This is a genomic window from Pseudonocardia sp. TMWB2A (assembly GCF_017312135.1).
The window spans coordinates 6,023,530-6,050,398 of record NZ_QKQY01000002.1 but is presented as its reverse complement, the minus strand read 5'-3'; the positions used below and the strand labels follow the sequence as shown (position 1 = coordinate 6,050,398).

24 protein-coding genes are annotated in these 26,869 nt (G+C 77.1%); 15 read left to right on the top strand and 9 right to left on the bottom strand.

Annotated features, from left to right (window positions below):
• Positions 1–46: 46 nt before the first annotated feature.
• Genes DMP17_RS42715 through DMP17_RS42705 form a run of 3 tightly spaced genes read left to right on the top strand, consistent with a single transcriptional unit; the run spans position 47 to position 2,836 of the window.
• Positions 47–1,456 (top strand): purine-cytosine permease family protein, encoded by a 1,410-nt coding sequence (locus tag DMP17_RS42715; protein ID WP_337832485.1) that lies wholly within the window; start codon positions 47–49, stop codon positions 1,454–1,456.
• Positions 1,453–2,382, top strand: coding sequence for an isopenicillin N synthase family dioxygenase (locus tag DMP17_RS42710; protein ID WP_337832484.1), 930 nt, complete (start codon positions 1,453–1,455; stop codon positions 2,380–2,382). Before DMP17_RS42715 ends, DMP17_RS42710 begins: the two co-directional genes overlap by 4 nt.
• A gap of 10 nt (positions 2,383–2,392) precedes the next feature.
• Positions 2,393–2,836: a nucleoside deaminase gene (locus DMP17_RS42705; protein ID WP_060710562.1), complete on the top strand. Its 444-nt coding sequence runs from the start codon at positions 2,393–2,395 to the stop codon at positions 2,834–2,836.
• 3 nt (positions 2,837–2,839) lie between these two features.
• Here the strand turns inward: DMP17_RS42705 and DMP17_RS42700 are convergent, their stop codons facing one another.
• Positions 2,840–3,493: a TetR/AcrR family transcriptional regulator gene (locus tag DMP17_RS42700; protein WP_226353818.1), complete on the bottom strand. Its 654-nt coding sequence runs from the start codon at positions 3,491–3,493 to the stop codon at positions 2,840–2,842.
• A gap of 134 nt (positions 3,494–3,627) precedes the next feature.
• On the opposite strand from DMP17_RS42700, the gene DMP17_RS42695 reads away from it, so the two are divergent.
• On the top strand, positions 3,628–4,530 hold the full coding sequence (locus DMP17_RS42695; RefSeq protein ID WP_226353817.1) for a metal-dependent hydrolase: 903 nt from the start codon (positions 3,628–3,630) through the stop codon (positions 4,528–4,530).
• Between the two features lies 1 nt (position 4,531).
• On the opposite strand, the gene DMP17_RS42690 is transcribed toward DMP17_RS42695, so the two are convergent.
• From DMP17_RS42690 to DMP17_RS42670, 5 genes are read right to left on the bottom strand one after another with little or no spacing between them, the layout of a single operon-like run.
• Positions 4,532–5,179 carry an ABC transporter ATP-binding protein gene (locus tag DMP17_RS42690; RefSeq protein ID WP_337832483.1) on the bottom strand — a complete coding sequence of 216 codons (648 nt, stop codon included), beginning with the start codon at positions 5,177–5,179 and terminating at the stop codon, positions 4,532–4,534.
• Positions 5,176–6,180 (bottom strand): oligopeptide/dipeptide ABC transporter ATP-binding protein, encoded by a 1,005-nt coding sequence (locus DMP17_RS42685; RefSeq protein WP_226353815.1) that lies wholly within the window; start codon positions 6,178–6,180, stop codon positions 5,176–5,178. Before DMP17_RS42685 ends, DMP17_RS42690 begins: the two co-directional genes overlap by 4 nt.
• Positions 6,177–7,079: an ABC transporter permease gene (locus DMP17_RS42680; protein ID WP_337832482.1), complete on the bottom strand. Its 903-nt coding sequence runs from the start codon at positions 7,077–7,079 to the stop codon at positions 6,177–6,179. The genes DMP17_RS42685 and DMP17_RS42680 overlap by 4 nt, the downstream gene beginning before the upstream one ends.
• A complete protein-coding gene (locus tag DMP17_RS42675) occupies positions 7,072–8,073 on the bottom strand; it encodes an ABC transporter permease (RefSeq protein ID WP_062397797.1) in 1,002 nt (333 codons plus the stop codon). The genes DMP17_RS42680 and DMP17_RS42675 overlap by 8 nt, the downstream gene beginning before the upstream one ends.
• The gene (locus DMP17_RS42670) at positions 8,070–9,665 is read right to left on the bottom strand and encodes an ABC transporter substrate-binding protein (protein ID WP_226367623.1); all 1,596 of its coding nucleotides are present in this window, start codon (positions 9,663–9,665) and stop codon (positions 8,070–8,072) included. Before DMP17_RS42670 ends, DMP17_RS42675 begins: the two co-directional genes overlap by 4 nt.
• Positions 9,666–9,793: 128 nt before the next feature.
• Between DMP17_RS42670 and eccB the strand changes: the two genes are divergently transcribed.
• Positions 9,794–11,215, top strand: a complete 1,422-nt coding sequence (gene eccB, locus DMP17_RS42665) for a type VII secretion protein EccB (RefSeq protein WP_337832481.1) — start codon at positions 9,794–9,796, stop codon at positions 11,213–11,215.
• 8 nt (positions 11,216–11,223) lie between these two features.
• Here eccB and DMP17_RS42660 read toward each other — a convergent pair whose 3' ends face one another.
• Entirely contained in the window at positions 11,224–12,588 is a 1,365-nt protein-coding gene (locus tag DMP17_RS42660) for a S8 family serine peptidase (protein WP_337832480.1), read from the bottom strand.
• On the bottom strand, positions 12,585–13,979 hold the full coding sequence (gene eccD, locus DMP17_RS42655; protein WP_337832479.1) for a type VII secretion integral membrane protein EccD: 1,395 nt from the start codon (positions 13,977–13,979) through the stop codon (positions 12,585–12,587). Before eccD ends, DMP17_RS42660 begins: the two co-directional genes overlap by 4 nt.
• A 100-nt stretch (positions 13,980–14,079) precedes the next feature.
• On the opposite strand from eccD, the gene eccCa reads away from it, so the two are divergent.
• The 9 genes from eccCa (at position 14,080) to DMP17_RS42610 (ending at position 23,569) form a co-directional block, all read left to right on the top strand.
• Positions 14,080–17,967 carry a type VII secretion protein EccCa gene (gene eccCa / locus DMP17_RS42650; protein WP_337832478.1) on the top strand — a complete coding sequence of 1,296 codons (3,888 nt, stop codon included), beginning with the start codon at positions 14,080–14,082 and terminating at the stop codon, positions 17,965–17,967.
• A complete protein-coding gene (locus DMP17_RS42645; RefSeq protein WP_337832477.1) occupies positions 17,964–19,271 on the top strand; it encodes a type VII secretion-associated protein in 1,308 nt (435 codons plus the stop codon). Before eccCa ends, DMP17_RS42645 begins: the two co-directional genes overlap by 4 nt.
• A 157-nt stretch (positions 19,272–19,428) precedes the next feature.
• The gene (locus DMP17_RS42640; RefSeq protein ID WP_226353807.1) at positions 19,429–19,731 is read left to right on the top strand and encodes a WXG100 family type VII secretion target; all 303 of its coding nucleotides are present in this window, start codon (positions 19,429–19,431) and stop codon (positions 19,729–19,731) included.
• A 14-nt stretch (positions 19,732–19,745) separates the two neighbouring features.
• The gene (locus DMP17_RS42635; protein ID WP_062397784.1) at positions 19,746–20,036 is read left to right on the top strand and encodes a WXG100 family type VII secretion target; all 291 of its coding nucleotides are present in this window, start codon (positions 19,746–19,748) and stop codon (positions 20,034–20,036) included.
• A 234-nt stretch (positions 20,037–20,270) separates the two neighbouring features.
• Complete coding sequence (gene rplM, locus DMP17_RS42630) at positions 20,271–20,714, top strand: 50S ribosomal protein L13 (RefSeq protein ID WP_062397782.1); 444 nt, start codon at positions 20,271–20,273, stop codon at positions 20,712–20,714.
• Complete coding sequence (rpsI, locus tag DMP17_RS42625; RefSeq protein ID WP_369804852.1) at positions 20,711–21,310, top strand: 30S ribosomal protein S9; 600 nt, start codon at positions 20,711–20,713, stop codon at positions 21,308–21,310. The genes rplM and rpsI overlap by 4 nt, the downstream gene beginning before the upstream one ends.
• An 11-nt stretch (positions 21,311–21,321) precedes the next feature.
• Positions 21,322–22,659 (top strand): phosphoglucosamine mutase, encoded by a 1,338-nt coding sequence (glmM, locus tag DMP17_RS42620; RefSeq protein ID WP_226367617.1) that lies wholly within the window; start codon positions 21,322–21,324, stop codon positions 22,657–22,659.
• Between the two features lie 194 nt (positions 22,660–22,853).
• Positions 22,854–23,138, top strand: coding sequence for a hypothetical protein (locus DMP17_RS42615; protein ID WP_226353805.1), 285 nt, complete (start codon positions 22,854–22,856; stop codon positions 23,136–23,138).
• On the top strand, positions 23,132–23,569 hold the full coding sequence (locus DMP17_RS42610) for a hypothetical protein (protein ID WP_337832476.1): 438 nt from the start codon (positions 23,132–23,134) through the stop codon (positions 23,567–23,569). The genes DMP17_RS42615 and DMP17_RS42610 overlap by 7 nt, the downstream gene beginning before the upstream one ends.
• Positions 23,570–23,942: 373 nt before the next feature.
• On the opposite strand, the gene DMP17_RS42605 is transcribed toward DMP17_RS42610, so the two are convergent.
• Positions 23,943–24,836, bottom strand: a complete 894-nt coding sequence (locus DMP17_RS42605; RefSeq protein ID WP_226353803.1) for a dienelactone hydrolase family protein — start codon at positions 24,834–24,836, stop codon at positions 23,943–23,945.
• Positions 24,837–24,954: 118 nt separating this feature from the next.
• Here DMP17_RS42605 and glmS point away from each other — a divergent pair, with 118 nt between their 5' ends.
• A complete protein-coding gene (glmS, locus tag DMP17_RS42600) occupies positions 24,955–26,814 on the top strand; it encodes a glutamine--fructose-6-phosphate transaminase (isomerizing) (protein WP_226353802.1) in 1,860 nt (619 codons plus the stop codon).
• Positions 26,815–26,869 lie beyond the last annotated feature (55 nt).

Below are 26,869 nucleotides of genomic sequence, written 5' to 3'. Positions count from 1 at the left end.
GTTACCGAGGTTCCGTCCCGCCCGGTCCGCGGGTCACAGTGGCGCGGTGACCACCGAGAACACCGTCGGCGCGGCCGCGGACCGCGGGTACGGCGACCGCATCGTCGCCGTCGAGCCCGGCTCCACCGAGCCCGTGCCGGACTCCGAGCGGCACGGCAGACCCCGCCAGCTGTTCTGGACGTGGACCTCGCCGAACCTGGAGTTCGCGACGATCTTCGTCGGCGTGCTGTCGGTGACGGCGTTCGGGCAGACGGTGCCCGCGGCGGTCGCGGCGATCGTCGTCGGGAACCTGCTCGCCGCGCTCGCCCACGGGATCCTGTCCGCCCGCGGACCGGCCGCCGGGGTGCCGCAGATGGTGCTGGGGCGGCTCGCGTTCGGCCACCGCGGCAACGCACTGCCCGCCGCGCTGATGACGATCACCTCGGGCTTCGGCTGGTTCGCGGTGAACAGCGTCAGCGCCGCCTTCGCGCTGTCGGCGATCACCGGCGGCGGGACGGTCGCCTGGCTGGTGGCGGTGGTCGTCGTCCAGGTCGCCGTCGCGTTCTTCGGGCACAACCTGGTGCAGGCGTTCGAGCGGCTCGCCTTCCCGCTGCTCGCGGTCGTGCTCGGGATCGGGGCGGTGCTGGTGCTCGCCGCGTCGGACTCGGGGGCGGCCGCGTCGCCGGACGGGGTGGGCGGGGTCGGTGGGTTCCTGCTGACCGTCGGCGCCGTCGTCGGGTACTCGGCGGGCTGGAGCCCCTACGCCGCGGACTACTCCCGCTACCTGCCCCGTTCGGTGTCGGCGCGGGCCACCGGGCTCGCCGCGGGCGGCGGCCTGTTCCTGTCCACCACGGTGCTCATGACGGTCGGTGCGGCGTCGGTCGGGGCGGCGACCGCGGCCGGGCTCGACTCGGGCAACCCGGTCGCGAACTACACCGGCCTGCTGCCCGGGTGGCTGGCCGTGCTGACCCTGGTCGCCATCGCGGTGGGGGCGGTCGCGGCGAACGTCCTCAACGTCTACTCCGGGGCGATGGCGTTCCTCGCGCTCGGCATCGACGTGCCGCTGGCGCGGGCGCGGGCCGTCGTCGCGCTGGCGTTCGGCGTGGTCGGGTTCCTGATCGCGCTGGTCGCCCTCGGCGACGCCGCGGCCGGGTACGAGGCGTTCCTGCTGGTCGTCGTGTACTGGGTCGGGCCGTGGCTCGGGGTGGTGCTCACCGACCAGTGGCTGCGCCCGACCGACCCCGGTCTGCTCTACGACCGCACCCACCGCAACCACGCGGGCCCGGTCGCGCTGGCCGTCGGCATCGTGGTGTCGGTGCTGCTGTTCGCGAACCAGGAGCTGTTCACCGGCCTGGTGCCGCGGCTGCTGCCCGGGATCGGGGACGTGACCTTCCTGGTGGGGCTGCTGCTCTCGGCCGGGCTCTACGCCCTGCTGCTGCGCCGCACCGCCGTCGCGACGCGTGGGGGGACCCGGTGAACGCGCTCATCCCGACCGTGGACCTGGCCGCGCCGGACCCGGCCGCGGTGGACACCGCGTTGCAGCGGGCCGGTTTCCTGCAGGTCGTCGGGCACGGGGTGCCGGACGACGCGGCGTGGGCGGTGCGGGCCGCCGCCCGGGACTTCTTCGCGCTGCCCGAGCCGGTCAAGCGCGGCTACGCGGTCGGCGTCGGCGGGCGGGGGTGGCTGCCCCCCGGCGTCGAGGCCAACGACCGCGTCGAGGGCGGTGACTCGCCGCCGGACCTCAAGGAGTCCTTCGCGGTGGGGCCGTTCGCGCCGACCGGTGACGCGGACGTCGACGCGGTGTGGTTCCCGCCGAACGTCTGGCCGGCGCAGGTCCCGGCGCTGCGGGAGGCGGTGACCGCCTACTGCACGGCGATGACCCGCGTCGCGGGGGCGCTGCTGGAGCTGTGCGCGGGTGCGCTCGGGCAGACCCCGTCGACGCTCCGCGACCTCGCGACGCACCCGACGTGGACGTTCAACATCAACCGCTACCCGCCGATGACCGAGACCGGGACACCGCTGCCCGGGCAGTTCCGGATCGGCCCGCACACCGACTTCGGCACCGTCACCCTGCTCGACCGGGAGCCCGGGGCGGGCGGGCTGCAGGTCGACGTCGAGGGGCACGGCTGGACCGACGCGCCGTACACCCCGGGTGCGCTGACGGTGAACGTCGGCGACCTGCTCGCGCACTGGACCGGGCACCGCTGGCGGGCCGGACGGCACCGGGTGCTGCCGCCGCAGGCCCACGCCCCGGCCGAGGACCTGGTGTCGCTGGTGTTCTTCTTCGAGCTGGAACACGATGCCGTCGTCACGCCGCTGGCGCCGCCGCTCGGCCGGACGGCGCTGGAGCCGGTGGTGTCCGCGCCGTTCCTGCGCGAACGCCTCGACGCGATCGCGGTATAGGTTCGCGCGCATGGATCCGAGCTGGCTGGACGTCGCGGTGGAGCAGGCCCGGGCCGGGCTGGCCTCGGGCGGCATCCCGATCGGCGCCGCACTCGTCGGACCGGACGGGGAGGTCCTCGGGCGCGGCCACAACCGTCGTGTGCAGGACGGCGACCCGACGGTGCACGGCGAGACCGCGGCGTTCCGCGACGCGGGCCGCCGCCGCGACTACCGGTCCACGACGATGGTCACCACGCTCTCGCCCTGCTGGTACTGCTCGGGGCTGATCCGTCAGTTCGGGATCGGCGCGGTGCTCGTGGGGGAGGCCCGGACCTTCCACGGCGGGCACGACTGGCTGGCCGAGCACGGGGTGCGCGTGCAGGTGCTCGACGACGCGCGCTGCGTGGACATGATGACCGCGTTCGTCGCCGAGCGCCCCGACCTGTGGAACGAGGACATCGGCGTCGCGGAGTAGTGCTCAGCCCGCCGTGAGCGGGACGTCCGGGTCGAGCTCGATCGCGACCTCGCGCAGCGCCGCGTCGAGCACCGACCAGACCCACCGGGCCAGGTGCTCGGCGAGCTCGTCGAGCGGGAGCGGGTCCGCCGAGGAGAGCCAGCGCTCGGTCGCGCCGTCGACCAGCCCGACCGCGCCGGCGGCCAGCGGCGCCGCGACGGTCGCGGGCAGCCCGGGATAGCCGCCGGTCAGCAGGCCGGTCATCCGGTCGGCGATGCGGTGCCGGATGTCGGTGACCGCCGTCGTGACCCCGGCGGCGCGCAGCACGTACCGGTAGAGCTCGGTGTGCGCGGCGAGCCACCGCACGTGCGCGGCGATGGCGGCGACGAGCATCTCCCGCGGCGTCCCGCGCGGGCTCCACACCGGCGCGAGCGCCTCGGAGTAGAGCCCCAGCGCGGCCTCGGCGATCGCGCCCTGCAGGTCCTCCAGGCCGTCGAAGTGCCGGTACAGCGCGGGCCGGGGCACCCCGGCGCGACCGGCGATCTGCTCGGTCGTGGCCTCCGGTCCGTGCTCGGCGATCGCGGCCATCGCGGCCTCGACGACCTCGGCCCGCCGGGCCGCCCGCTGTCCGGCCCAGCGACGGGCGCGGCCGTCGCCGGGGGTCACGGATCCGCTCACCCGGCCATCATCCCGCGCGCGGTTGACACCGCGCCCGGTGCCACCCATGATTCGGCGATAAGGGGTACGCGCTGTACGGGATACTTTCTGTCACGGATGCGGCCCGACCGTCGACGACGACCGGAGGACCGACCGTGACCGAGACGGCGACCGACAACGGGTCCGGCCCACGCCCCCGCAGGCTGACCGGCGGCGACGTCGGCATCCCGCCGCGCCACCTGGACTTCCGGCTGCCCGAGCAGATGGTCCGCTGGGCCTACGCCGACAACGCGACCGCGACGCTGTTCCTCGCGATGCTCTCGGCGATCTTCCCGCCGGGGGAGGACTTCTTCGTCCGCTCGGTGATCCACTTCCGGGACCGGGTGACCGACCCGGAGCTGCGCGCCCGGGTCGCCGGGTTCACCGCGCAGGAGGTCATCCACAGCCGCGAGCACGACCGGCTCAACGAGGCGTTCCGCTCCCGCGGCTTCCCGGTGCACGTACCGGAGTCCGCGGTCGCGCTCGCGTTGAAGGTCCTCGACCGCACCTCGCCGCGGCAGCAGCTCGCCTGCACCGCGCTGATGGAGCACTTCACCGCGGTGATGGCCGAGGACATCCTCGGCAGCGACGAGTTCGCCGGGCGCGTGCACGCCGACATCCGCGAGCTGTGGCACTGGCACGCGCTCGAGGAGCTCGAGCACAAGTCCGTGACCTGGGACGTCTACGAGCTCATCGGCACCGACGGCCCCGAGCGCGGCCGGGCCGCCCCGCTGGTGGTCGCCACCGTGCTGCCCGCGGTCGTGTTCGGGTGGGCGTACCTGCTCGTGCAGCAGGGCGTCTGGCGGCGGCCGCGGGACCTGCGCGAGGGCTACCGGCTGCTGTTCGGGCGCGGCCAGTTCCTGCGCCGCGTGCTGGGCCGGATGCCCGTCTTCGGGCACCCGCGCTTCCACCCCGACCGGCACGACACCCGCGCGCTGGAGCAGCGCTGGCGCGACACCCTCTTCGGCGACGACGGCGCCCTGGCCGAGCAGCTGCGCCGTCCCGTCCGCGAGGCCTGACTCAGCTCCACGGCCGCAGCACCCGCCCGGCCCACGCCACGAGCAGCGCCTCGTCGTGGCTGACGGCGAGGACGCCGAGCCCGCGGCCGTCGACCTCGGCGGCGACGACCGAGACCAGGGCCGCGGTGCTCGACGCGTCGAGCATCGCGGTCACCTCGTCGCACAGCAGGTAGTCCGGCCGGGGCGCGAGCGCACGGGCCAGGCAGGCGCGCTGGAGCTGGCCGTCGGACACCTCGTGCGGCCGGCGTCCGCGCAGCTCGGCGGTCAGCCCGACCTGCGCGCACACCTCGTCGACGCGTGCGGCGACCCCGGGCACCCGGGCGGCGCGCAGCGGCTCGGCCACGATCTCCTCGCAGGTCAGCCGCGGGTCGGTCGAGGCCCGCGGGGACTGGAACACCACCCCGATCCGGCGGCGCAGCGGCGCGGGCGCGCCGAAGCGGAACCGGCGGACCGGCTCGTCGTCGACGGTCACCCGGCCCGACCACGGTGTGTGCAGCAGGGCCAGCACCCGGGTCAGCGTCGACTTCCCGCACCCCGACGGCCCGGCCAGCCCGAGCACCGTCCCCCGTTCCACGGCCAGGTCCACGCCGTCGACGACGGCGTGCCCGGCCCGCCACCCGGCGGTCACCCCCTCCGCGCGCAGGCTCACCGCGACCCCGCCCCGGACCGGGCCGCCGCGGGGAGCGCGGGGGCGGTCGGCGGATGGCAGGACACGCTCCGCCCGTCGCGGTGCACCGGGACGGGGTCGCCGGAGCAGTCGCCGGTGACCGGGCAGCGCGGGGCGAACGCGCAGCCGTCGGGCAGCGCGGACAGCTCCGGCGGGTGCCCGGGCACCGGGGTGAACCCGGCGTCGGGCAGCGCACCGAGCAGGCCCGCGGTGTAGGGGTGCCAGGGGCCCGCGAACACCTCGTCGGCGGGGCCGGTCTCGACCAGCCGCGAGGCGTACATGACGGCGACGTCGTCGGCGACGGCGCGGGCGGCGCGCAGGTCGTGGGTGATCAGCAGGACGGCGCGGCCCTCCGCGGCCAGCCCGGCCAGCAGCGCCGTGACGTGGTCGACCAGCGGCCGGTCGAGCCCGGCGGTCGGCTCGTCGGCGAGCAGCACCGGTGGATCCCCGGCGAGCGCGGCGGCGAGCCCGGCGCGCTGGGCCTGCCCGCCGGACAGCTCGTGCGGGTGCAGCGCGGCGACGTGGCGGGGCAGCGCGGCGCGGTCGAGGAGGTCGGCGACGGTGGTCGTCGCGCCGAGCCGGGTCAGGGTCTCGCGCAGCTGGGCGCCGACGGTGCGGGTGGGGGTGAAGTGGGTGGCGGCGGACTGGGGGACCAGCCCGACCAGCCGACCGCGGACCCGGTCGCGCAGCACGGACTCGGGCGCGGTGAGGAGCTCCACCGGGTCGGACCGCTCCGGCGGGGTCAGGACGGCCGACCCGCGGACCGAGGCGGTGCCCGGCAGCAGCCCGGTCAGGGCCTCGGTGAGCACCGACTTGCCGCAGCCGGACTCCCCGACGAGCGTGGTCAGCCGCCCGGCGCGCAGGTCCAGGTCGGCACCGGTGACCGCGCGGACCGTGCGGGCGCGACGCCCGCGTCCGACCCGGAAGGCGACGTCGAGGTCGCGCACCGCGAGCACCGTGCCGGGTGCGGGTGTGCCGGTCACAGCGCCTGCTCCGACCGTCGGCGCGGGAGTGTGCGGTCCCGCCACCAGGCCGCGATGCCGGCGACGCACAGCGTCGTCGCGGCCAGCAGCACGCTCGGGAACACCACGATCCACCAGGAGCCGAGCAGCACGGCCTGTCTCCCCTCGCCGAGGATGGTGCCCAGGCTCGCCAGGTGTGGTGGCAGGCCGAGGCCGAGGAAGCTCAGTGCGGTCTCGTGCCACACCGCGTGCGGCAGGATCAGCACCGCCGAGAGCACCGCCTGCGGGGCGACCGCGGGCAGCAGGTGCCGGCGCAGGACCCGGCGCCGGGACGCGCCGCCGGAGATCGCGGCGTCGACGAACGGGCGGGTGCGCAGGGTCAGGATCTCCGCGCGCACGACGCGGGCCACCGTCGTCCAGTGGGTCAGCCCGATCGAGGCGATCACCGCGAGCACGCTGCCCCGGTAGAGCGCGACGATCACGATGCCGAGCAGCAGGTGCGGGACGGCGTTGACGGCGTCGACCAGGCGCATCGCGATCCGGTCCCACCAGCCGCCGAGCAGCCCCGACAGCGCCCCGAACAGGGTGCCGATCACCGTCGAGAGCACGGCGCAGGCCGCGGCGACCTGCAGCGACACCCCCAGCCCGGCGAAGCTGCGCAGCAGCACGTCACGGCCCACGGAGTCGGTGCCGAACGGGTGCGTGGGCGAGGGCGGCAGCCGGATCGCGGCGTAGTCCACGGCGCCCTCGTCGAGCCCGCCGAGCCACGGCACGAGCACCGCGGCCGCGACGAGCAGGACCAGCCCGCCGGCGCCGGTGACCAGCCGGGCCCGCCCGGACCGGCGACGACCGCGGGGCGAGCCGGGGCGCGGCCGGCCGGCCGGGAGCCACGGGCGGGGGGCGAGCGCGGTCTCAGACATCGGCGTCCACCCGCGGGTCCAGCAGCAGCACGGTCAGGTCGGCGACGAGCGACCCGGCCAGCACCGCCACCGCCGAGAGCAGGGTCAGCGCGGCGAGCAGCGGGAAGTCCACGGCCAGCGCCGCGGTGACCACCGCCGCCGCGATCCCCGGCCAGGAGAACACCGTCTCCACCAGCACGGCGCCGGTGACGAGCTCCGGCAGCCGGTTGCCCAGCACCGTGACGAACGGCAGCAGCGCGGTCGGCAGGGCGTGGCGCAGCACGACGAGGCGCTCGGGCAGCCCGCGGGCACGGGCACCGGCGACGTGGTCGTCGTCGAGGGAGGCCAGCAGCGAGGCCCGCACGTGCAGCACCAGCCACGGCGTCTGGGAGACCCCCAGCACCAGCGCCGGCAGCACCAGGTGCCTGCTCACCTGGCCGAACGTGGGCGCGGCCCCGGCGTCGGTGAGCCCGGCGACCGGCAGCACCGGCCAGGCCACGGCGAACACCGCGATCGCACCCAGGGCCAGCACGAACGGCGGCAGCCCCTCCAGGGTGTGCCCGACCGCGGTGACGGCCCGGTCGAACCAGCCGCCCTGCCGCCACGCCGCGACGGTCCCGGCGGCCAGGGCCAGCACCAGCGACACGAGCAGGGCCAGGGTGACCAGCAGCAACGTCCACGGGAGCCGCTCGGCGACCACCTGGGCCACCGGCTGCCGCATCGACAGGCTCTGCCCGAGGTCGCCGGTCAGCAGCCCGCCCAGCCACCGGAGGAGCTGTTCGCCCACGCTCGCGTCCAGCCCGAGCGACCGTTCGGCGGCGGCGATGTCGGCGTCGCTCGCGGAGAAGATCCCGACCCCGAAGTACTGGTACACCGGCCGGAACGGCGACGCCGCAGCCAGCAGGAACACCCCGACCGCGACCAGCAGCACCGTCGGGACGCCGAGCAGCAGCCGCAGCCCGGCCAGCCGGGCCACCGCGCGGCCGCGGTGCCGGCCCGGGAGCACGGCCGTCACGAGCGGGGCGTCCAGTCCTGCAGGTTCCACCACGGGCCCCAGGTGGTGCCGTGGGTGTGCGGCTCGACGACGGGGGTGTAGCCGTCCCAGGCGTCGCGGGTGACGTAGCTGTGGCCGAGGAAGGCCAGGAAGACCATGCCGGGGTCGGCGACGTAGGCCCGCTGGAACTCCTTCACCGCCGCGGTGCGGGCGGCCTCGTCGGGCGCCCGCAGTGCGGTGTCCAGCGCCGCGTCGACGGCCGCGTTGCGGTAGGAGCCGGGGTTGTTGAACCCGTCGGCGGCGTTCGACGAGTGCAGCAGCTGCCACGCCTTGAACCCCGGGTCGAACGGGTCGCCGCCGCCGAGCACGAGCGCGTCGGCGCCCATCCGCGGCTCGATCGCCTCCCAGCCGAGGCCCTCCAGCCGGACGTCGATCCCGGCCGCGCGCACGTCGGAGGCGAACGCCTGGGCCAGGTCGCGGCGCACGGTGTCGGTGGCCGGGTACATCAGCGTGAAGCGCGCGGCCTGCCCGCCGCGGACGCGCACGCCGTCGGGTCCGGGGACCCAGCCGGCCCGCTCCAGGATCCGGCCCGCCTCCGCAGGGTCGAAGGCGAACGTCGCCGAGGGCTCGACCTGCTCGGGCAGCACGCCCGGGATCGGGTGGTGGGCCGGTTCGCCCTGCCCCGCGAGGAACGCGTCGATCATGCCCTGGCGGTTCACCGAGCGGTTGAGCGCGGCGCGGATCGCCGGGTCCGCGGTGACCGGGTTCGCGAACGGCAGCGCGACGGTGCGGTAGTCGGCGCTGGCGTGCTCGCGCAGCGCCAGCCCGCTCTGCTGCGCGACGGCGCGGGCCAGCGCCGGCGGCAGCACGGTCCCGTCGAACTCGCCGGCGGCGGTGCGCTGGGCACGGGTGTTGTCGTCGGTGGCGAACACGACGGTCACCCGGGTCACCGAGGGTGCACCGCCCCAGTAGCCGGGGTTCGACTCCATGACCATCGTGTCGCCGCGCCGCCACTCGGCGAGCCGGTACGGGCCGGTGCCGACGGCCCGGGTGTTCACCGGCAGGTCGGAGACGGGGCCGCCGCCGTCGAGGACCTCCGACGGCAGGATCCCGGAGGTGAGACGGGCCGGGAACGCGCCGTAGGGGTAGGACAGCCGGAACCGCACGGCGTCGTCGCCGACGGCCTCGACCCCGGCGAGCATCGGCACGCTGGACCGGATCGTGGCGGCGCGGGCCGGGTCGAGGACCGCGGCGTAGGTGGCGACGACGTCCTCGGGCCCGAGGGCCGACCCGTCGTGGAAGGTGACGCCGGGGCGCAGCGGCACCGTCCAGGACAGGCGGTCCGGTGACGGCGTCGCCGGACCGGAGGCGAGCGCGGGCTGCAGGGTGCGCTGCGCGTCGCGGGCGTAGAGACCGTCGTAGAACTTGCTCGCGCCCTCCGCCCCGTAGCCGAGCAGCGGGTTGAGGTCGTCGGGCTCGTAGCCGTCGGCGAGGGTCATGGTGGTGCCGTCCCCGGCCGGGGCCGCCTCGCCCGGGGCGGCGGTGGGTGCCGAGCACCCGGCCACGACGGCGGCGGCCACCAACGGGACGACGATGTTCCGGAGGGTGATCACGCAACGGCACATTATGGGCAACAGCGTGACGGTGGCAACGAACTGGACCGATGGGTCAGGTGGCGTACTTCTACGCAGTGCCTGCGGACCGGCTCCGCCGGGGTCGCGGCCGTCCTACCGTCCGGGCGGTGCGCACCGATCCCGCCCCCGCGCGCGTGCAGCGCGCCCCGGCGACCCGCGACCAGGTCGACGCCCACCGGTTCGGTGTGCGCCGGATGGAGGCCGCGCTGGTGCGGGCGGACCCGGTGCCGCTGCACGAGCAGATCCGCTCGCAGCGCCGCGCCGTGTTCGCCGGGGTGCTGGTCGGGCTGCTCGCGCTCGGCGTGGCGGCGCTGCTGACCCGGGTCGACCCGGCCACCGACTGGCGCTCCCGGGCGCTGGTGCAGGGACAGCGCAGCGGCGTGCTCTACGCCGTGGTCCGCGACCCCGACCGGTCCGCGCTGCTCGTACCCGTGCCCGACCCGGTCGCGGGACGGCTGGTCCTCGCCGCGCACGGCCGCGACGACGGTGCCACCGCCGTGCCCGTCCCGGTGCCCGACGACGCGCTGGCCGCCGCGCCGCGCACCGCGCCGGCGGCCGTCCCCGGCACCGTCGGCGTCCCGCTCGACGGGGTCCCGGTCCCTCCCGCGTGGGCGGTCTGCGACACCCGCGGCGAGGGCACCGGCGCCGGGACCACGACGGTGCTCGCGGGGTCGCTCGGGCCCGTCCCGGCCGGACCGGAACCGGTGGTCCTGCTGACCGCCGAGGGCGGCGCCACCTACCTGGTCCACGACGGCGCCCGGCACCGGCTCGACCCGTCCGACCGGAACGCCCTCGACGGGCTCGGCCTGCTCGGCGCGCCCGTCCGCCGGGTCGGCGACGGCCTGCTCTCCGCGATCCCGGAGGGCGCGCCGCTGCGGGTCCCCGCCCCCGGGCCGACACCCGTCGCGGGGCTGGGGCGGAACGGGGACGTCGTGCGCAGCCAGTCGCTCGGGACCGGGTCGACGTACTTCCTGGTCGTCGACGACGGGCTCGCCCGGATCCCGGTCACCCTCGCCGACGCCGTCCGCTCCCGGACCGGGCAGGCCGAACCGGCGACGCTGCCGCCCGGCCTGGTCGACGACGTCCCGCAGACCCGGGTGCCCGGCGCCGAGGCCTGGCCCGCCGCCCGGGCCGAGGTCACCGAGGTGCCCCCGGTGCTGTGCGGGACCTGGCGCGCGGGGCGGCGCGCACTCGTCGCGGGCACCGAGGAGCCGGTCGCGCCCGGCGCGGTGCGGGTGCGCCTCGCCGGTGCCGACGACGCCGGGCCGGGTCTCGACACCGTGGTGCTGCCGGGGACCGGCCCGGGGCCGCTGCGGACCGGGCCGGCCGACACCGGCGGCGGCGACGGCGGGACGCGCCGGCTGCTCGCCGCCTCCGGTGCGGTGCACGGCGTCGCGGACGCCGAGACCGGGCGGGCGCTGGGGATCGGGGAGGCGGGGGACGCACCGGCGGAGATGGTGCGGCTGCTGCCGCGGGCGGGGGTGCTGAGCGTCGCGGCGGCGCGGGAGGTGGCGGACCTGCCGGGCTGAGCCGCGGGTCAGGGCCGGCGGGGCCGGCGCCGCAGGCCCGCCAGCGCCGCGACGAGCGCCCCGCCGACCGCCGCGACCGACCCGACCCCGGCCACCACGGGCAGGTCCGGCGACGGGGCCGACGCGAGCGGCAGCGGCGCCCGGCCCGCCCCGGGTGCGTCGGCGCGGCCGCCGGGACCGGCGGGGTCGTCCGGGGTCAGGAGCAGCGGCTCCGCGGTCAGCGCGGCCCCCGGGTCGAGCACGCCGTGGCCGGTGCGGCCGTCGCCCGCGGTGGGGCGGGCCGTGGCGCGCAGCCGGTCGGCGACCTGGCGCGGGGTGAGCATCGGGAACCGTTCGCGCAGCAGCGCCGCGGTCCCCGCGACCAGCGGCGCCGAGTACGACGTGCCGCGGACCACCGCACCGTCCGGTCCGGACGGACGGGGCAGGTCCGCCCCCGGAGCGGCGAGGTCCACCCAGGGGCCCGGCACGGAGAAGTCGCCGGGGACGTCGTCGCCGTCGACCGCACCGACGGCGAGGACCGTGTCGTAGGACGCGGGCAGCGGCCGCAGGTCCGGGTCGCCGGTGCAGGTGCCGCTCCCGTCGATGTTCCCGGCCGCGGCGACGACCAGCACCCCGGCCCGCTCGGCGCCGTCGACGGCCTCGCGCAGCGCGGCCCCCGCGGAGTCGACCTGCGCGGACGGCACGCACACCACCTCGGACACGTTGACGACGCTCGCGCCGAGCGCGACGGCCCGGTCGATCGCCGCGGCCAGGGTGCGGATCTCCCCGGCGGGTCGCTCGGCGCCGTCGGTGCCGCGGACGGCGAAGCGCCCCGAGGACTGGCGCAGCGACACGATCCGCGCACCCGGCGCCATGCCCGCGCCGAGCCCGGTGACGGGGTCGGCGGCCCCGGCGAGGAGCAGCGCGACGTCGGAGCCGTGACCGTCGCAGTCGGTGAGACCGTCGCCGCCGGTGAGGTAGTCCCCGCCGCCGCTGAGCCGTCCGGCCAGCCGGGGCAGCGGCGCCACCCCGGTGTCGACGACGGCGACGAGCTGCCCCGCACCGGTCGCGAGATCCGGGGGCGGCTGCGGGACCGCACCGCGGGCGGCCCCCGGGCCGTCGTCGCCGGGCGGGGTGCAGGCGCGGGTCTGCCGCAACCCGTCGGCCGGTCCCGGCGGTCCGGGCTCGGCCGCCGCGACGACCGGCCACGTCCACACCCCGTCGCCTGCCCCCACACCCGGTGCGGGGGGTGTGGCGACCCCACAGGGGGTGTGGACGGCGCACGACGCGGCGGGGGTGACGGAGGGGGACGGGGGTGGTGAGGTGGGGAGGAGGGGCAGCGCGAGCAGGGTCGCGGCCAGCAGCGGCACCGCCCGCCGGGCCGGGCCGGTCACAGGGTGCGGACCAGGGCGAACAGGCCCATCGCGGCCAGCGCGGCGGGCACGGCGGCGGCGGTGAGGACGAGCTCGCACACGTCGAGCGCCCGGCGGGCCGGCGGCGACGGCATCGCCCGCGCGGCCGCGGCACCCGCGCCGACGGCGAGCAGCAGCCCGCCCGCCACGGCGAGCCGCGGCGCGGGGTCCAGTGCGAGCGCGGCCGGGACCGCGGCGGTGGCGACCGCGACCACCGCGGACCCGGTCAGGATGCGGGCCGCCGCGGGCTCGACGAGCGCACGGGCCCGCAGGAGCAGCACCGCCGCCGTCACCACCAGCAGCAGGCCACCGGTCCAGCCCCCGGTCGCGGCGACGGCAGCGGCCCCGGCGGCCGCGACCGCGGTGCCGGCCAGCGTCCCGGTGTGCAGGCCGCGGGCCAGCCCGGCCCGGGCGGTCTGCTCCGCACCGGGCAGCACCTGCTCGGCGTCCGCGACGGACCCGGCGTCGGTCGGGACGGCCGGGGCCGGGATCCCGGCCAGGCGCAGCGCCAGCCGGGGCAGCAGGGGCCCGGCGGCCAGGGCGGGCGCCGCGAGCCCGGCGGCGACGGCCGTCACCGGGGCCTCCAGCAGCAGCCGGGCCAGCGCCGCGGCGGCGGCCCCGGACGCGGCGAGGGCCACCGCGAGCAGGACCGGGGACACCGCGCGCGCGATCGCCTGACCCGCGGCGGCGGCCAGCCCGGCCCCGGCGGCGGCGAGCAGCAGCGCCCCCGCCCCGGCCGGTGCGGGCAGCGCGGTGAGCCCGGCCGTCGCCGCGGCGGGGACCGCGCAGAGTGCGGCGGCGGTCGAGAGCCGGTCGTCGTCGCGACCGCGGTGGGCGACCAGCAGCGCCCCGACGGCGCCCGCGGCGGCGAGCGCGCACCCCCACGGCCGCCACGGACCATCCACGGTGGACAGCACGGCGCCCGCGGCGGCCGTCGCCAGCACGGCTGCGGCCGTCCCGGACCAGCGCGCCGTCCCGGCGGCGTCGGCCGCACCGCGCACCGCACCGGCGACGGTCTCGGCGGCGTCGTCGAGGACGGGCGGCGCGGGCGCCGGGCGCGGCGGGCCCAGGTGCAGCAGCTCGCCCTCCCGGACGCCGAGCTCGTCGAGGGTGGCGTCGGCGGGCAGCGGGCCGCCCGCGGGGCCGGTGAACCGCCAGGCCTGCGGGGTGTCGGCGGTCGCGCGGCCCAGCAGCTCGCGCACCATCGGGACCAGCTCGGCGACGGCGACGTCGGCCGGCAGCGCCACGTCGACGCGCCCGCGCGGGGTGTGCACCCCGACCCGGGTCCAGCGGCCGGGCACCGGCCCGGACGTGGCGGCGGACACCGCGTCGCCGGGGCCGGTCGCGGCCGGTGCGGGCAGGACGGAGGTCACGGGCGGCTCCCTGGCAGATCTCCCCGAACGGCCCCGGCGGGCCCGGGGCGGCTGCGAGTATCCGACGGCCCCGGCGCCGCCGGGGGCGTTCGGGAGAACCGTGAACGGGAGGCGCGTGGCGATGGCGGGGACCGTCGGGATGCGACGTCCGCGGCGCTCGGTGCCCGAGCTGCCCGGCGGCGAGCTGGTGCTCGAACCGCCGCCCGAGCCGGAGCGCCCGGTCCCCGGCGGACTCGTGCAGCGGCTGCTCCCGCTGGCGATGGTCGGCGGGGCGCTGCTGTTCGTCGTGCTGGGCCGCGGGGACACGAGCACCTGGCTGTTCGGCGGGATGTTCGCGCTGTCCGCGCTGGGCATGCTCGCCGGCGGCGGCCGCGGCGCCGGCGCGCGCGCCGCGACGATGGACGAGGACCGCCGCGACTACCTGCGCTACCTCGACGTCCTGGGCGGGCGGGCCCGCGCGATCGCCGCCGAGCAGCGGCACGCGCTGGAGACCGTGCACCCCGACCCGGCCGCCTGGCCGGACGTGCTCGCCGCGGACCGGCTGTGGGAGCGCCGCCCCGGCGACGACGACTTCGGCCGACTGCGCGCCGGGCGCGGCACCCAGCGCCTCGCCACCCGGCTCACCGCCCCGCACACCGGTCCGATGGAGACACTCGAACCGCTGTCCGCGCTCGCGCTGCGCCGGTTCCTGCACCGCTGGTCCACCGTGGACGATCTGCCGGTCGCCGTCGACACCCGCGCGTCGGCGACGATCTGGCTCGAACCGGACCCCGACGCCGCCCCGGTGCTCGACCTCGCCCGGGCACTGGTCGCCCAGTACGTCACCTGGCACGGTCCCGACGACGCGCGGCTCGCCGTCGTCGCGCCGGGAGGTGCGGCCGCGCGCTGGGAGTGGGCGAAGTGGCTGCCGCACGTCGCCCACCCGCGGCTCTCCGACGCCGTCGGGCCGGTCCGGATGATCACCGACGACCCGGACCGGGTGCGGCGCTGGTGGGTCGACGAGCCGTCCGCGGCCCAGCAGCACCTGCTCGTCGTGCTCGACGGGGCCGCCGACACCCCGGGCGCGTGGGCCGGGCTGCCCGGCGTCACCGTGCTGCGCCTGGGGCCGGCGGGCGGGCGCAGACCCGCGGCGTCGGTGCTGCGCCTGGCCGCCGGGACCGGGCCCGACGGCGTGCGCACGCTGCGCCGGGGCGGGCCCGGCGGCCGGGAGGTCGGCGTCCCCGACGGGCTCGTCGTCGCCGAGGCGCTGGCACTCGCGCGCCGGCTCGCGCGCTACCGCCCGGACGGCACCGCCGACGTCGTCGCGTCCGGTGTGGACAGTGCTGCGACCGGGCTTCCGTCGTTGCTCGGACTGTCCACGACGGACCCGGGCGGGGTCGCCGCGCTGCGCGGCCGACGCGGGCCGGGGGAGCGGCTGCGGGTCCCGCTGGGCACCGACGGCGGCGGACGGCCGGTGCTGCTCGACCTCAAGGAGTCCGCGCAGGGCGGTGCGGGGCCGCACGGGCTGTGCATCGGCGCGACCGGCTCCGGCAAGAGCGAGCTGCTGCGCACACTCGTCCTCGGGCTGGTCGCGACGCACACCGCCGAGGAGCTCAACCTGGTGCTCGTCGACTTCAAGGGCGGCGCGACGTTCCTCGGCCTCGCCGGGCTGCCACACACCTCCGCGGTGATCACCAACCTGGCCGAGGAGCTGACCCTGGTCGACCGGATGGCCGACGCGCTCGCCGGGGAGATCACCCGCCGCCAGGAGGTGCTGCGCGCGGCGGGCAACCTGTCGTCGCTGGCCGAGCACGACGCGCTGCGCCGGGACGGGGCACCGCTGGCGGCGCTGCCGTCGCTGCTGGTCGTCGTCGACGAGTTCTCCGAGCTGCTCGCCCAGCGCCCGGAGATGATCGACCTGATGGTGACCATCGGGCGGCTCGGCCGCTCGCTCGGCATCCACCTGCTGCTGGCCTCGCAGCGACTGGAGGAGGGGCGGCTGCGCGGTCTGGAGTCGCACCTGTCCTACCGGATCGCGCTGCGCACCTTCTCCGCCGCGGAGTCCCGCGCGGTGCTGGGCGTGCCCGACGCGCACCTGCTCCCGCCGACGCCCGGCGCCGCGTACCTGTCCGCGGGCACCGACGAGCTGGTGCGCTTCCGGGCCGCCTACGTCTCCGGCCCGGACACCCCGCGGGCCGCCCGTCGCCGCGCACCCGGGGCGCCGCGGGTCGCGCTGCCGTTCCGCGCGGGCCCGGTCGCGCTGCCCGCCTCGGCGCAGCTCCCGGCGCCGGACCCCGGGCCCGCGCCCACCGGCACCGTTCTCGACCGCATCGCCGACGCGGTGTCCGGGCCGGGTCTGCGCGCGCACCGGGTGTGGCTGCCGCCGCTGGCGGAGCCGCCGCCGCTGCCGGTGGTGCTCGGCGAGCCGTTGATCCGGGCCGGGCGCGGGCTGTGCGCACCGGGACCGGCCGGACGGCTCGCCGCGCCGGTCGGGCTCGTCGACCGGCCCTACGCCCAGCGGCGCGACCCGCTGGTGCTGGACCTGTCCGGCGCGGCCGGGCACCTCGCCGTCGTCGGGGGGCCGCGGTCGGGGAAGTCGACCGCGCTGCGCACCGTCGTCACCGCGCTCGCGCTCACCCACACCCCGGCCGAGCTGGGCGTGCACGTGCTCGACCTCGGCGGCGGCACGCTCGCCCCGCTGGCCGGGCTGCCGCACGTCGGGACCGTCGCCGACCGCCGGGCCGGCGACCTGGTGCGACGGGTGGTGGCCGAGACCGTCGCCGCCGTCGACGAGCGCGAGCAGCTGTTCGCCGCGCACGGCGTCGCCGGGATCGAGGAGTTCCGGGCCCGGCGCGCCGCGGGCGGGTTCGCCGAGGTGACCGCCACCGACCTGCTGCTCGTCGTCGATGGCTACGCGGCGCTGCGCGCGGGTTTCTCCGACCTCGACGAGAAGCTGACCGCGCTCGCCGCCCGCGGGCTCGCCTACGGCGTGCACCTCGCGCTGTCCGCCGCCCGCTGGGCCGAGATCCGCCCCGCGCTCAAGGACCAGCTCGGCAGCCGGGTCGAGCTGCGGCTGGGCGACCCGTCGGACTCCGAGGTGGACCGGCGTCGCGCCGCCGCGGTGCCCGCGCTGCCCGGGCACGGCCTGTCCGCCGACGGCGAGGCCACCGTCGTCGCCGCGCCCTGCCTGGTCCCCGGCACCGACCCGGCCCGGGAGATCGACGACGCCTGGGACGGCCCGTCGGTCGGCCCGGTGCGGCTGCTGCCCACCCGGATCGAGGTCGCCGAGCTCCCGCCCGGTCCGGGCCGCGGCCCCGCGCTCGGCGTCGACGAGGACCGGCTCGCCACCGTCGAGCTCGACCCGGACGAGCCGCACCTGCTCTGCTTCGCCGACTCCGGCGGCGGCAAGACGACCCTGCTGCGGACCCTCGCCCACGGCATCGCCGCGCGGTGGACGCCCGAGCAGGCGCGGATCGTCGTCGTCGACCACCGGCGGACGCTGCTCGGCGGGGTCCCGCAGAGCCACCTGCTCGCCCACACCTCGACCGCGCAGGCCACCACCGACGCCTGCGCCGAGATCGCGGGCTCGCTCGGACGGCGGCTGCCCGGCCCGGACGTCACCCCGGCCCAGCTGCGGGAACGGTCCTGGTGGAGCGGGCCGGACGTGTGGCTGCTCGTCGACGACTACGACCTCGTCGTCCCCGCGGCGGGCTCGACCGGCACGCACCCGCTGCTCGCACTCGCCGAGTACCTGCCGCAGGCCCGCGACGTCGGGCTGCACGTCGTCCTCGCACGCCGCACCGGCGGGGCCGGGCGGGCGCTGTTCGACCCGGTCCTCGGGCGGCTGCGCGAGCTCGGCGCCCCCGGCCTGGTCGGCTCCGGCAGCCCCGACGAGGGCGCGCTGCTGGAGAAGGTCCGCCCCGGGCCGATGCCACCCGGCCGCGGCGTGCTCGTCGACCGGCGGGCCGGGGCGCGACGGGTGCAGCTGGCCTGGACCGAGCCGGGGTGAGCGGCTTCGCGGTCGCCGTGCACGACCGCCGCGACGCGGTGCTGCTCGCCGCCGCGGACGCCGCCGGGCTGCGCCTGGTCGCCGCGGCCCCGCCCGGCACACCCCCGGCGACGGCCGTCGCGGACTACTTCGGCGACGAGCCGCCCGGCGTCGTCGTCCGGGTCGGGACGACGGCGGGCGGTGCCTTCCCCGGAGGCCCGCGGGTGCTGGTGGTCCCGGCCGCGGTCGCGGTGCTCGCGGCGGAACCGGAGCTGCCGGACGGGCCGGTCCTGGTCGTCGACGACGACGTGGTGCTGGTCCGCGACGGGGTGCCGGAGCGGGTGGGGGAGCGGGGCTCCGACCTCGCGTCGCTCGTGCGGGCGACCGGTGCGGAGCTGGTCGTGGTCGCCGGGACGTCCGGCCCGCTCCTCCGCGGGGAGCACACTGCCGCGGACACCCGGGCCGCCGGCTCCTGGACCGCGGGCTCCCGGACCGCGGGCACCCGAGCTGCGGATACCCGGGCTGCGGATACCCGGGCCGCGGATACCCGGGCCGCGGCCCCGCCCGGCGGCCCGGTGGGGTCCCGGCTCCCGTGCCCGGTGCGCGTCGCCGGGCTGCGGCCCGACGGCGGCGAGCCCTGGGGTCCGGAGGCTGCGGCCGTGGTCGGAGCGGCCGTGCTCGGCGCCTCCGTGCTCGCCGACCCCGGCCCCGATCCGGCCGCCCCGCCGCCCGGCAGCCACGGCGCGGGTGAGGCGGCGGAGGAACCGGACTGGCCCGGTGCGCCCGACCCCGTCACCCCACCCCCCGAGGGCCCGGACCGCGCCCGGGCGGCGATCGTCGTCGCCGGGGTGCTGGGGGCGGTCCTCCTCGGTACCGGGTTGCTGCTCGGCGGCCCGCGCCCGGTGACGCCGGCCGGGCCCACGGTCGTCCAGTACGGCTACGCCGCCGCGCTGCCGACCGGCTGGGAGCACACCGGCGGCGACCCGCAGCGCCGACGCGTGCTGCTCACCCCCGCCGGCGGTCCGGACGGGGCGGACCTCCTCGTGCTGGAGCGCAGCCCGCTCGGCTACGACGCCGACCGCGAGCCCGACCGGGCCCGCCGCGAGCTCGCCGCGCTCGTCGGTGACCCCGGGCCGGTGCCGGCGACGGTCGGCGGCCGCGCGGTCCTGCGCTGGACCGAGACACCGGGCGACGGGACCATCGTCGACTGGCACGTCGTGTTCTCCGGCACCGACGAGCTCGTCGCCGGGTGCCGGCGACCGGTGGGCGCCCCGGTCGCCGCGGCCTGCGCCGAGGTCGTCGCGACGCTGCACCGGGTGCCCTGAGCCGTCCGGCGTTCCCGGTCGCGAACGGTCCGCCCGGAACGGCCACGGCCACCGGCGCGCCCTGCCACTGTGCGCGGGCCGGGGGCACCGCGCCCCCGGGCCCGGGAGCCGTCGACACGGCCGCGCCGGGGTCCGATCAGGGGACGAGGTGGGACGTATGGCCGACGGGTTCGGCACGACGACCGAGGAGATGGTCCGCGCGGCGGGCCAGGTGCGGGCGGTGAGCGACGCCGTCAACGGCGAGCTCGGCCGCCTGCGCAGCCAGCTGGGACCGCTGCAGGGCCAGTGGTCCGGCACCGCGGCGACGGCGTTCGCCCAGCTGATGGCCAAGTGGGACACCGAGGCGCGGCGGCTGAACGAGGCGCTGGGCGCGATCGGTGAGCAGCTCGGCGGCACGGCGACGACGTACCAGCAGCAGGAGGACCAGAACCGCACCGCCATCACGTCGGTGCTCGGGTGAGGGGGAGCCACACCATGGGATCCGAGATCAAGGTCACCTTCAGCGCGCTCGAGACGGCGTCGGCCGACACCGTCGCGACGACCGCACGCATCAACTCCCAGCTCGAGGACCTCCGGCGGCAACTCGCGCCGATGGTCGCGACCTGGACCGGCGACGCGGCGGCCACCTACCGGGCGTCGCAGCAGAAGTGGGACACCTCGGCGGCCGAGCTGACCACCACCCTGGGCACCATCGGGAAGCTCGTCGGTCAGGCCGGTCAGAACTACCGGGCCACCGAGCAGGCGAACCGGGCCCGGTTCGCCTGACACCCGGTCCGGGGGCCCGGACGACCCCCTTGCGTCCGCCCCCGGAACCGGCGGGTACGCTTGGCTCTCGTTGTGCAGCGGTGGAGACCCGCGGGCGCCGTCCTCCGGCGACAGCGGCGGGATCGAGCGTCCCTCCGGCGTCCACCAGCAGCACGCTGAGGAACCAGAGACTAGAGAGTGGGCCGGAACCCGTGCGGACGGCCCACCAGCCGAGAACGACGACGAGGTAGATCCGTGCCCACGTACAGCCCCAAGCCCGGCGACATCCAGCACGCCTGGCACGTGATCGACGCCGAGGACGTGCGCCTCGGTCGGCTCGCCACCCACGCTGCCACGCTGCTGCGCGGGAAGCACAAGCCGACCTACGCCCCGCACGTCGACAACGGCGACTTCGTGGTCATCGTGAACGCGGAGAAGATCTCGGTGTCCGGCAACAAGCGTGCCGACAAGTTCATCTACCGCCACTCCGGCTTCCCGGGTGGCCTCCGCCAGCGCTCCGTCGGCGAGATGATCGACAGCCAGCCCGACCGCCTCGTCGAGAAGGCGATCAAGGGCATGCTGCCGAAGAACCGTCTCGGCCGCGCCATGGCCAAGAAGCTGAAGGTCTACGCCGGCCCGGCGCACCCGCACGAGGCCCAGAAGCCGCAGCCGTTCGAGATCAAGCAGGTCAGCCAGTGACCACCCCGAGCAACGAAGAGGGACAGCCCGTGACCAGCCCCGAGAACGGACCCGACGAGGTCGTCGACGCGGTCGAGACCGAGGGTGCGGCCGCCGAGGCGACCGAGACCGAGGCCACCGAGACCGAGGTCGCCGACGTCGACTACACCATCGGTGACGCCGCCGACTTCGACGCCGACGAGTTCGCCGCCGAGGCCCCCGTGCTGGGCGACCGCCCGGTCCAGACCGTCGGCCGCCGCAAGGAGGCCGTCGTCCGCGTCCGGCTGCTGCCGGGCACCGGTGGGTTCACCCTCAACGGCAAGCCGCTCGAGGTGTACTTCCCGAACAAGCTGCACCAGCAGATCGTGAAGGAGCCGCTGGTCCTCGTCGAGAAGACCGAGCGCTTCGACATCTTCGCCAACCTCAAGGGTGGCGGCACCGCGGGTCAGGCCGGCGCGCTGCGCCTGGCCATCGCCCGTGCGCTGGTCGAGCTGGACTCCGAGGACCGCCCGCCGCTGAAGAAGGCCGGCTGGCTGACCCGTGACGCCCGCGCCGTCGAGCGCAAGAAGTACGGCCTCAAGAAGGCCCGCAAGGCGCCCCAGTACTCCAAGCGCTGATCGCACACCGGATGCCTCGTCTCTTCGGAACCGACGGCGTCCGGGGCCTGGCCAACGGCGAACTCCTCACTCCGGAGTTCGCCGTTGGCGTCTGTGCCTCGGCCGCCCGCACGCTCTCGAACGGCTCCGGCCGCCGGCCCCTCGCGGTCGTCGGACGCGACCCCCGCGCGAGCGGCGAGATGCTCGAGGCCGCGGTCGTCGCCGGGCTCACCTCGGCCGGTGCGGACGCGATCCGGGTCGGTGTGCTGCCGACCCCGGGCGTCGCGCACCTGGTCGCCGAGACCGGCGCCGACCTCGGCGTGATGATCTCCGCGTCGCACAACCCGATGCCCGACAACGGCATCAAGCTCTTCGCCGCGGGCGGCCACAAGCTGCCCGATGAGGTCGAGGACGCGATCGAGCAGCAGCTGGCCGCCGGGCTCGGCGCCCGCCCCACCGGGGAGGGCATCGGCCGCGTCTGGGACGCCCCGGACGCCACCGACGTCTACGTCGCGCACCTGCTCTCCGCCGCGCCCGGCTCGCTGTCCGGGCTGCGCGTGGTCGTGGACTGCGCGCACGGCGCCGCGGCGCTGGCCGCGCCGGAGGCCTACCGGCAGGCGGGCGCGGACGTGATCGCGCTGCACGCCGAGCCGGACGGTCTCAACATCAACGACGGCGTCGGGTCCACCCACCTGGGCCCGCTGCGGTCCGCGGTGCGCGAGCACGGCGCCGACCTCGGCATCGCCCACGACGGCGACGCCGACCGCTGCCTGGCCGTGGACGGGACGGGCGCCGTCGTCGACGGTGACCGGATCATGGCCGTGCTGGCGCTCGCCATGCGCGACGCCGGCGAGCTCGCCCACGACACGCTCGTCGCCACGGTGATGAGCAACCTGGGCCTGCACATCGCCATGCGCGAGGCCGGGATCACCCTGGACACCACCAAGGTCGGCGACCGCTACGTGCTGGAGCGGCTGCGCGAGGGTGGGTTCACCCTCGGCGGCGAGCAGTCCGGGCACGTGGTGCTGCCGGGCCACGCCACCACCGGCGACGGTCTGCTCACCGCCCTGCGGCTCATGTCGCGGGTCGCGCAGACCGGCACGTCGCTGGCCGAGCTCGCCTCGGTCGTCACCGTGCTGCCGCAGGTGCTGCGCAACGTGCCCGTCGCGGACAAGGACGCGGTCGCCGCGTCGGCGGACGTGGCCGAGGCCGTCGCCAAGGCCGAGGCCGAGCTGGGGGACACCGGCCGGGTGCTGCTGCGCCCGTCGGGCACCGAGCAGCTCGTCCGCGTGATGGTCGAGGCGCCCAGCGAGGGCGAGGCCGACGCCGTCGCGGGCCGGCTGGCCGAGGTCGTCGCCGCCGCGCGCTGACCCGCACACGCCGATCGGGGCCGTCACCCACACCGGGTGGCGGCCCCGACGTCGTTGTCCGGGGCCGCGGAGCCCTGCCGGGACGGCGTTCCGGGCGCGGCCCCGTCGGTCGCGGTGGGGACACGCGTTCGCGGTCGCGAACGGGATCGGCAGTTCGGGTACGGTGCGGGTGCGGGCGGGCGCAGGCTGGGCCGATGCGACCGGACGTGCGGCGGGACCCCGAGGCGCTGGACCGTGCCGCGCGCGGGCTGGACGAGCTGGCCGCCGGACTGACCGCGGCCCCCGCGACCGGGCCCGGCGACGGGGACCGCGCGGTCCGGCTGCGGCGGGTCGCGGACGAGCTGACGGCGCTGGCCGACGCGACCCGGCGCGCCGCGGCCTCGGCCCGGGCGGTGGACGCCGACGCGGCCACGGCGTTCCGGGCGGTCCCGGGTGTCGATCAGCACCGTTCCGCCCTTCACGGGGCGGAAACGTGCTGATCGACGGAACGGACGCCGGCGTCGCGGACCAGGTCAGGGCCCTGCGGGCGCTGGTGGGCCGGCTCGACGACGCCGCCGGGCTGCTCGCCGGGATCCGCGACGCCGTCGCCGACGCGTGGGACGACCCGGCCGGGCACGCGGTGACGGCCCGGCTCGACCTCGTCGGGCGCGAGGTGCACCGGCTGGCCGACGAGGCCGCGCGGGACGCGGCCCGGGCGGAGGACACCGCCCCCGCCGATCCGGCGCGGCACGGTCCTCCGGCCCACCACGACACGGCGACGCCCGGGCGCTCGGGTGCGACGGAGTCCGACGGCGCGGGGCGCGTACCCGCGGACGTCCCCGGCATGCGCCTGCCCGGCCTCACCGGGACGCGGGTCACCGACCGTCGGGGCCCCGTGGCGCCGTCGCTCGCGGACCCGTCCGAGCGCTGAGCCGGGCCACCGCGTCCCGGCTCCCCCTCCCGGGGCACCGCCGGCAGCGCTGTCCTGCCCAGGCCCGCCCCGCTCCCGGTTGCTGCCGCCACCAGCCCTCGGGTCCGCGCGCTGATCCGCGGCCCGCGCGCGTCCGGACGCACGCGAGGAGCGGATCACCGCGCGAGGACTAGATCACCGCGCGAGGAGTGGATCACCGTGGCGGGCGGCGGTCTCAGTGCGAGCAGCGGATCGCTGCGCGGGTAGCGGGTCACCGTGCGGGGCGAGTCGCTGCGCGAGCGGTCGCCGACCCTGCGGGCGGCGGATCGCCGCGTGGGCGGCGGATCACGGTGCGAGCCACGGATCACCGGGGCTCGGGGGTCGCCCCGCGGGGTCAGCCGCCGATGCCCAGCAGCCCCGACGACGACTGCTGGTCCTGCTCGTCGTCGGGATCCGGCGTGAGGTCCACCACCGGTGCCCCGGGCACGTTGCCCGAGGTCAGCGAGGACACCCGCTTCTCGTTCTGCAGCTCCTGCATGAGGAACGCCGTCACCAGCGCCCGGGTGATCTTCCGGGTCCGGTGCTGCGGGCGGTTCTGCAGCAGGAAGCTCGTCCAGTGCCTGCCCTCGCAGAACCCGAGGTGCCCGGCCTTCTCGATCTCGCGGAGCGTCACGTCGGTGCCGGCCTCGTGCTGGGCGGCGGCGATCCGCTGCGCGTGTCCCTCCATGGGGGCCAGCGAGTCGACGGCGGCGGCGAGGTGCAGCGTCGGGACGGTCACCGCGGCGGCCGCCTCGATCGCGGACGGCTTCACCTCCGACGCGGCGAGGGTCACCAGCGCGCCGAGGCGCTCACGCCGGGCGGCGGCGAGGACGGCGGCGCCGCCCCCGGTGCCGTGCCCGACCAGCGCGGTCTTGCGGGCGTCGACGCTGACGTGGCCGTCGCCGAGCCGGACGCCGACACACACGTCGAGGACGGTGTTCAGGTCCGAGGCGAACCGGGCGACGCTCGGGACCGGGCCGCGCTGGGTGTTCGGCGCGGCGGCGACGAAACCCCAGGTCGCGAGGTGGCGCAGCAGCTCGTGGTAGCGGTGCGCGGGCTGCAGCCATGCGTGCCCGATCACCACGGCGGGCAGCTGGTAGCCCTCCGCGGGGGTGTAGACGATGCCCGGCAGACCGATCAGGCCCAGGTCGCCGTACTTCACCGGGTTCGGCCCCGGACGCGACAGCACACCGAGGGCGTCCTTGGCCCCCTTCATCGACGGGGGGCGGGTCACGCTGGTCCGGGCCACGGTCGGCACCGTACCGGTGCAGGTCACCGCGTGCCCGCCTCGCACGGACGTCCGGCGTGGCGCCGGACCGACCCCGTCGCCGGAAGATCGGCAACCGGGCGTCGATACGCTCATCCGTATGTGTGGCATCGTCGGTTACGTCGGTCATCGGTCCGCACTCGACGTCGTCCTCGGCGGCCTGCGACGACTGGAGTACCGCGGTTACGACTCCGCCGGCGTCGCGCTGCCGGACGGCGGTGAGCTGCTGGTCGAGCGCAAGGCCGGAGCCCTGGCCAACCTGGAGGCACGTCTCGAGGAGATCGGTCGCGACCGGTTCACCGGGACCTCGGGCATCGGGCACACGCGGTGGGCCACGCACGGCCCGCCCACCGACCGCAACGCCCACCCGCACCGCAGCAGCGACGGCAAGGTCGCGGTCGTCCACAACGGCATCATCGAGAACTTCCTGGAGCTGCGCGCCGAGCTGGAGGCGCAGGGCATCTGGGCGGAGTCCGACACCGACACCGAGACCGCCGCGCACCTGGTGGCGCTCGCCCACGCCGACGGCCCGACGAAGGGCGACCTGCCGGCGTCGGTCCGCGCCGTCGCCCGCCGGCTGGAGGGTGCGTTCACCCTGGTGGTGACGCACGCCGACGAGCCGGAGCGGATCGTCGCCGCCCGTCGCAACTCCCCGCTGGTGCTCGGCATCGGCGAGGGCGAGACGTTCCTGGCCTCCGACGTCGCGGCGTTCATCGAGTTCACCCGCGACGCCGTCGAGCTCGGCCAGGACCAGGTCGTGACGATCACCCGCGACGGCTACGACGTCACCGACTTCCACGGGGAGCCGGTCGGGGTCAACCCGTTCGAGGTGACCTGGGACCTCGCCGCCGCCGAGAAGGGCGGCCACGACTACTTCATGCTCAAGGAGATCGAGGAGCAGCCGACCGCGATCGCCGACACCCTGCGCGGGCACCTCGTCGACGGCCGGATCGTCCTCGACGAGCAGCGCCTGACCGACCAGGACCTGCGCGACGTCGACAAGGTCTTCGTCGTCGCCTGCGGCACCGCGTACCACTCCGGGCTGCTCGCGAAGTACGCGATCGAGCACTGGACCCGGATCCCGGTCGAGATCGAGCTGGCCAGCGAGTTCCGCTACCGCGACCCGGTGCTGGACCGCTCGACGCTGGTCGTCGCGATCTCCCAGTCCGGCGAGACCGCCGACACCCTGGAGGCGCTGCGCCACGCGAAGGAGCAGAAGGCCCGGGTGCTGGCCATCTGCAACACCAACGGGGCGCAGATCCCGCGCGAGTCCGACGCGGTGATCTACACCCACGCGGGCCCGGAGATCGGCGTCGCCGCGACGAAGACGTTCACCGCCCAGGTCGCGGCGAACTACCTGGTCGGCCTGGCCCTGGCCCAGGCGCGCGGCACCAAGTACCCGGACGAGGTGGTCCGCGAGTTCGAGGAGCTGGAGGCCATCCCGGCCGCCGTCGCCCACGTGCTGGAGTCGCTCGGCGAGGCCCGTGCGCTCGGGCAGGAGCTGGCGCCGTCGAAGGCGGTGCTGTTCCTCGGCCGCCACGTCGGCTACCCGGTGGCCCTGGAGGGCGCGCTCAAGCTCAAGGAGCTCGCCTACATGCACGCCGAGGCCTTCGCGGCCGGCGAGCTCAAGCACGGCCCGATCGCGTTGATCGAGGACGGGCTGCCGGTCGTGGTGGTGATGCCGTCGCCGAAGGGGCGCGCGGTCCTGCACTCCAAGCTGCTGTCCAACATCCAGGAGATCAAGGCGCGCGGGGCGCGGACCGTGGTCCTCGCCGAGACCGGCGACGAGACGGTGCGCCCGTTCGCCGACCACCTCTTCGAGCTGCCCGCGGTGCCGACGCTGCTGCAGCCGCTGGTCGCGACGATCCCGCTGCAGGTGATCGCGGCCGAGATCGCCCGGGCCCGCGGCTACGACGTCGACAAGCCCCGCAACCTGGCGAAGTCGGTCACCGTCGAGTGATCACCGGTTGTGGAGCGGAGCGTTCGCGACGCGGGCGTCCCGCTCCACAACCGTC

What these genes read in the sequence shown, in the direction of transcription:
- DMP17_RS42705 (WP_060710562.1), top strand. Translation starts at nt 2,393, where the DNA reads ATGGATCCGAGCTGGCTGGACGTCGCGGTGGAGCAGGCCCGGGCCGGG.
- DMP17_RS42640 (WP_226353807.1), top strand. Translation starts at nt 19,429, where the DNA reads ATGGCCGACGGGTTCGGCACGACGACCGAGGAGATGGTCCGCGCGGCG.
- glmM (WP_226367617.1), top strand. Translation starts at nt 21,322, where the DNA reads ATGCCTCGTCTCTTCGGAACCGACGGCGTCCGGGGCCTGGCCAACGGC.
- DMP17_RS42635 (WP_062397784.1), top strand. Translation starts at nt 19,746, where the DNA reads ATGGGATCCGAGATCAAGGTCACCTTCAGCGCGCTCGAGACGGCGTCG.
- DMP17_RS42615 (WP_226353805.1), top strand. Translation starts at nt 22,854, where the DNA reads ATGCGACCGGACGTGCGGCGGGACCCCGAGGCGCTGGACCGTGCCGCG.
- glmS (WP_226353802.1), top strand. Translation starts at nt 24,955, where the DNA reads ATGTGTGGCATCGTCGGTTACGTCGGTCATCGGTCCGCACTCGACGTC.
- DMP17_RS42680 (WP_337832482.1), bottom strand. Translation starts at nt 7,079, where the DNA reads ATGTCTGAGACCGCGCTCGCCCCCCGCCCGTGGCTCCCGGCCGGCCGG.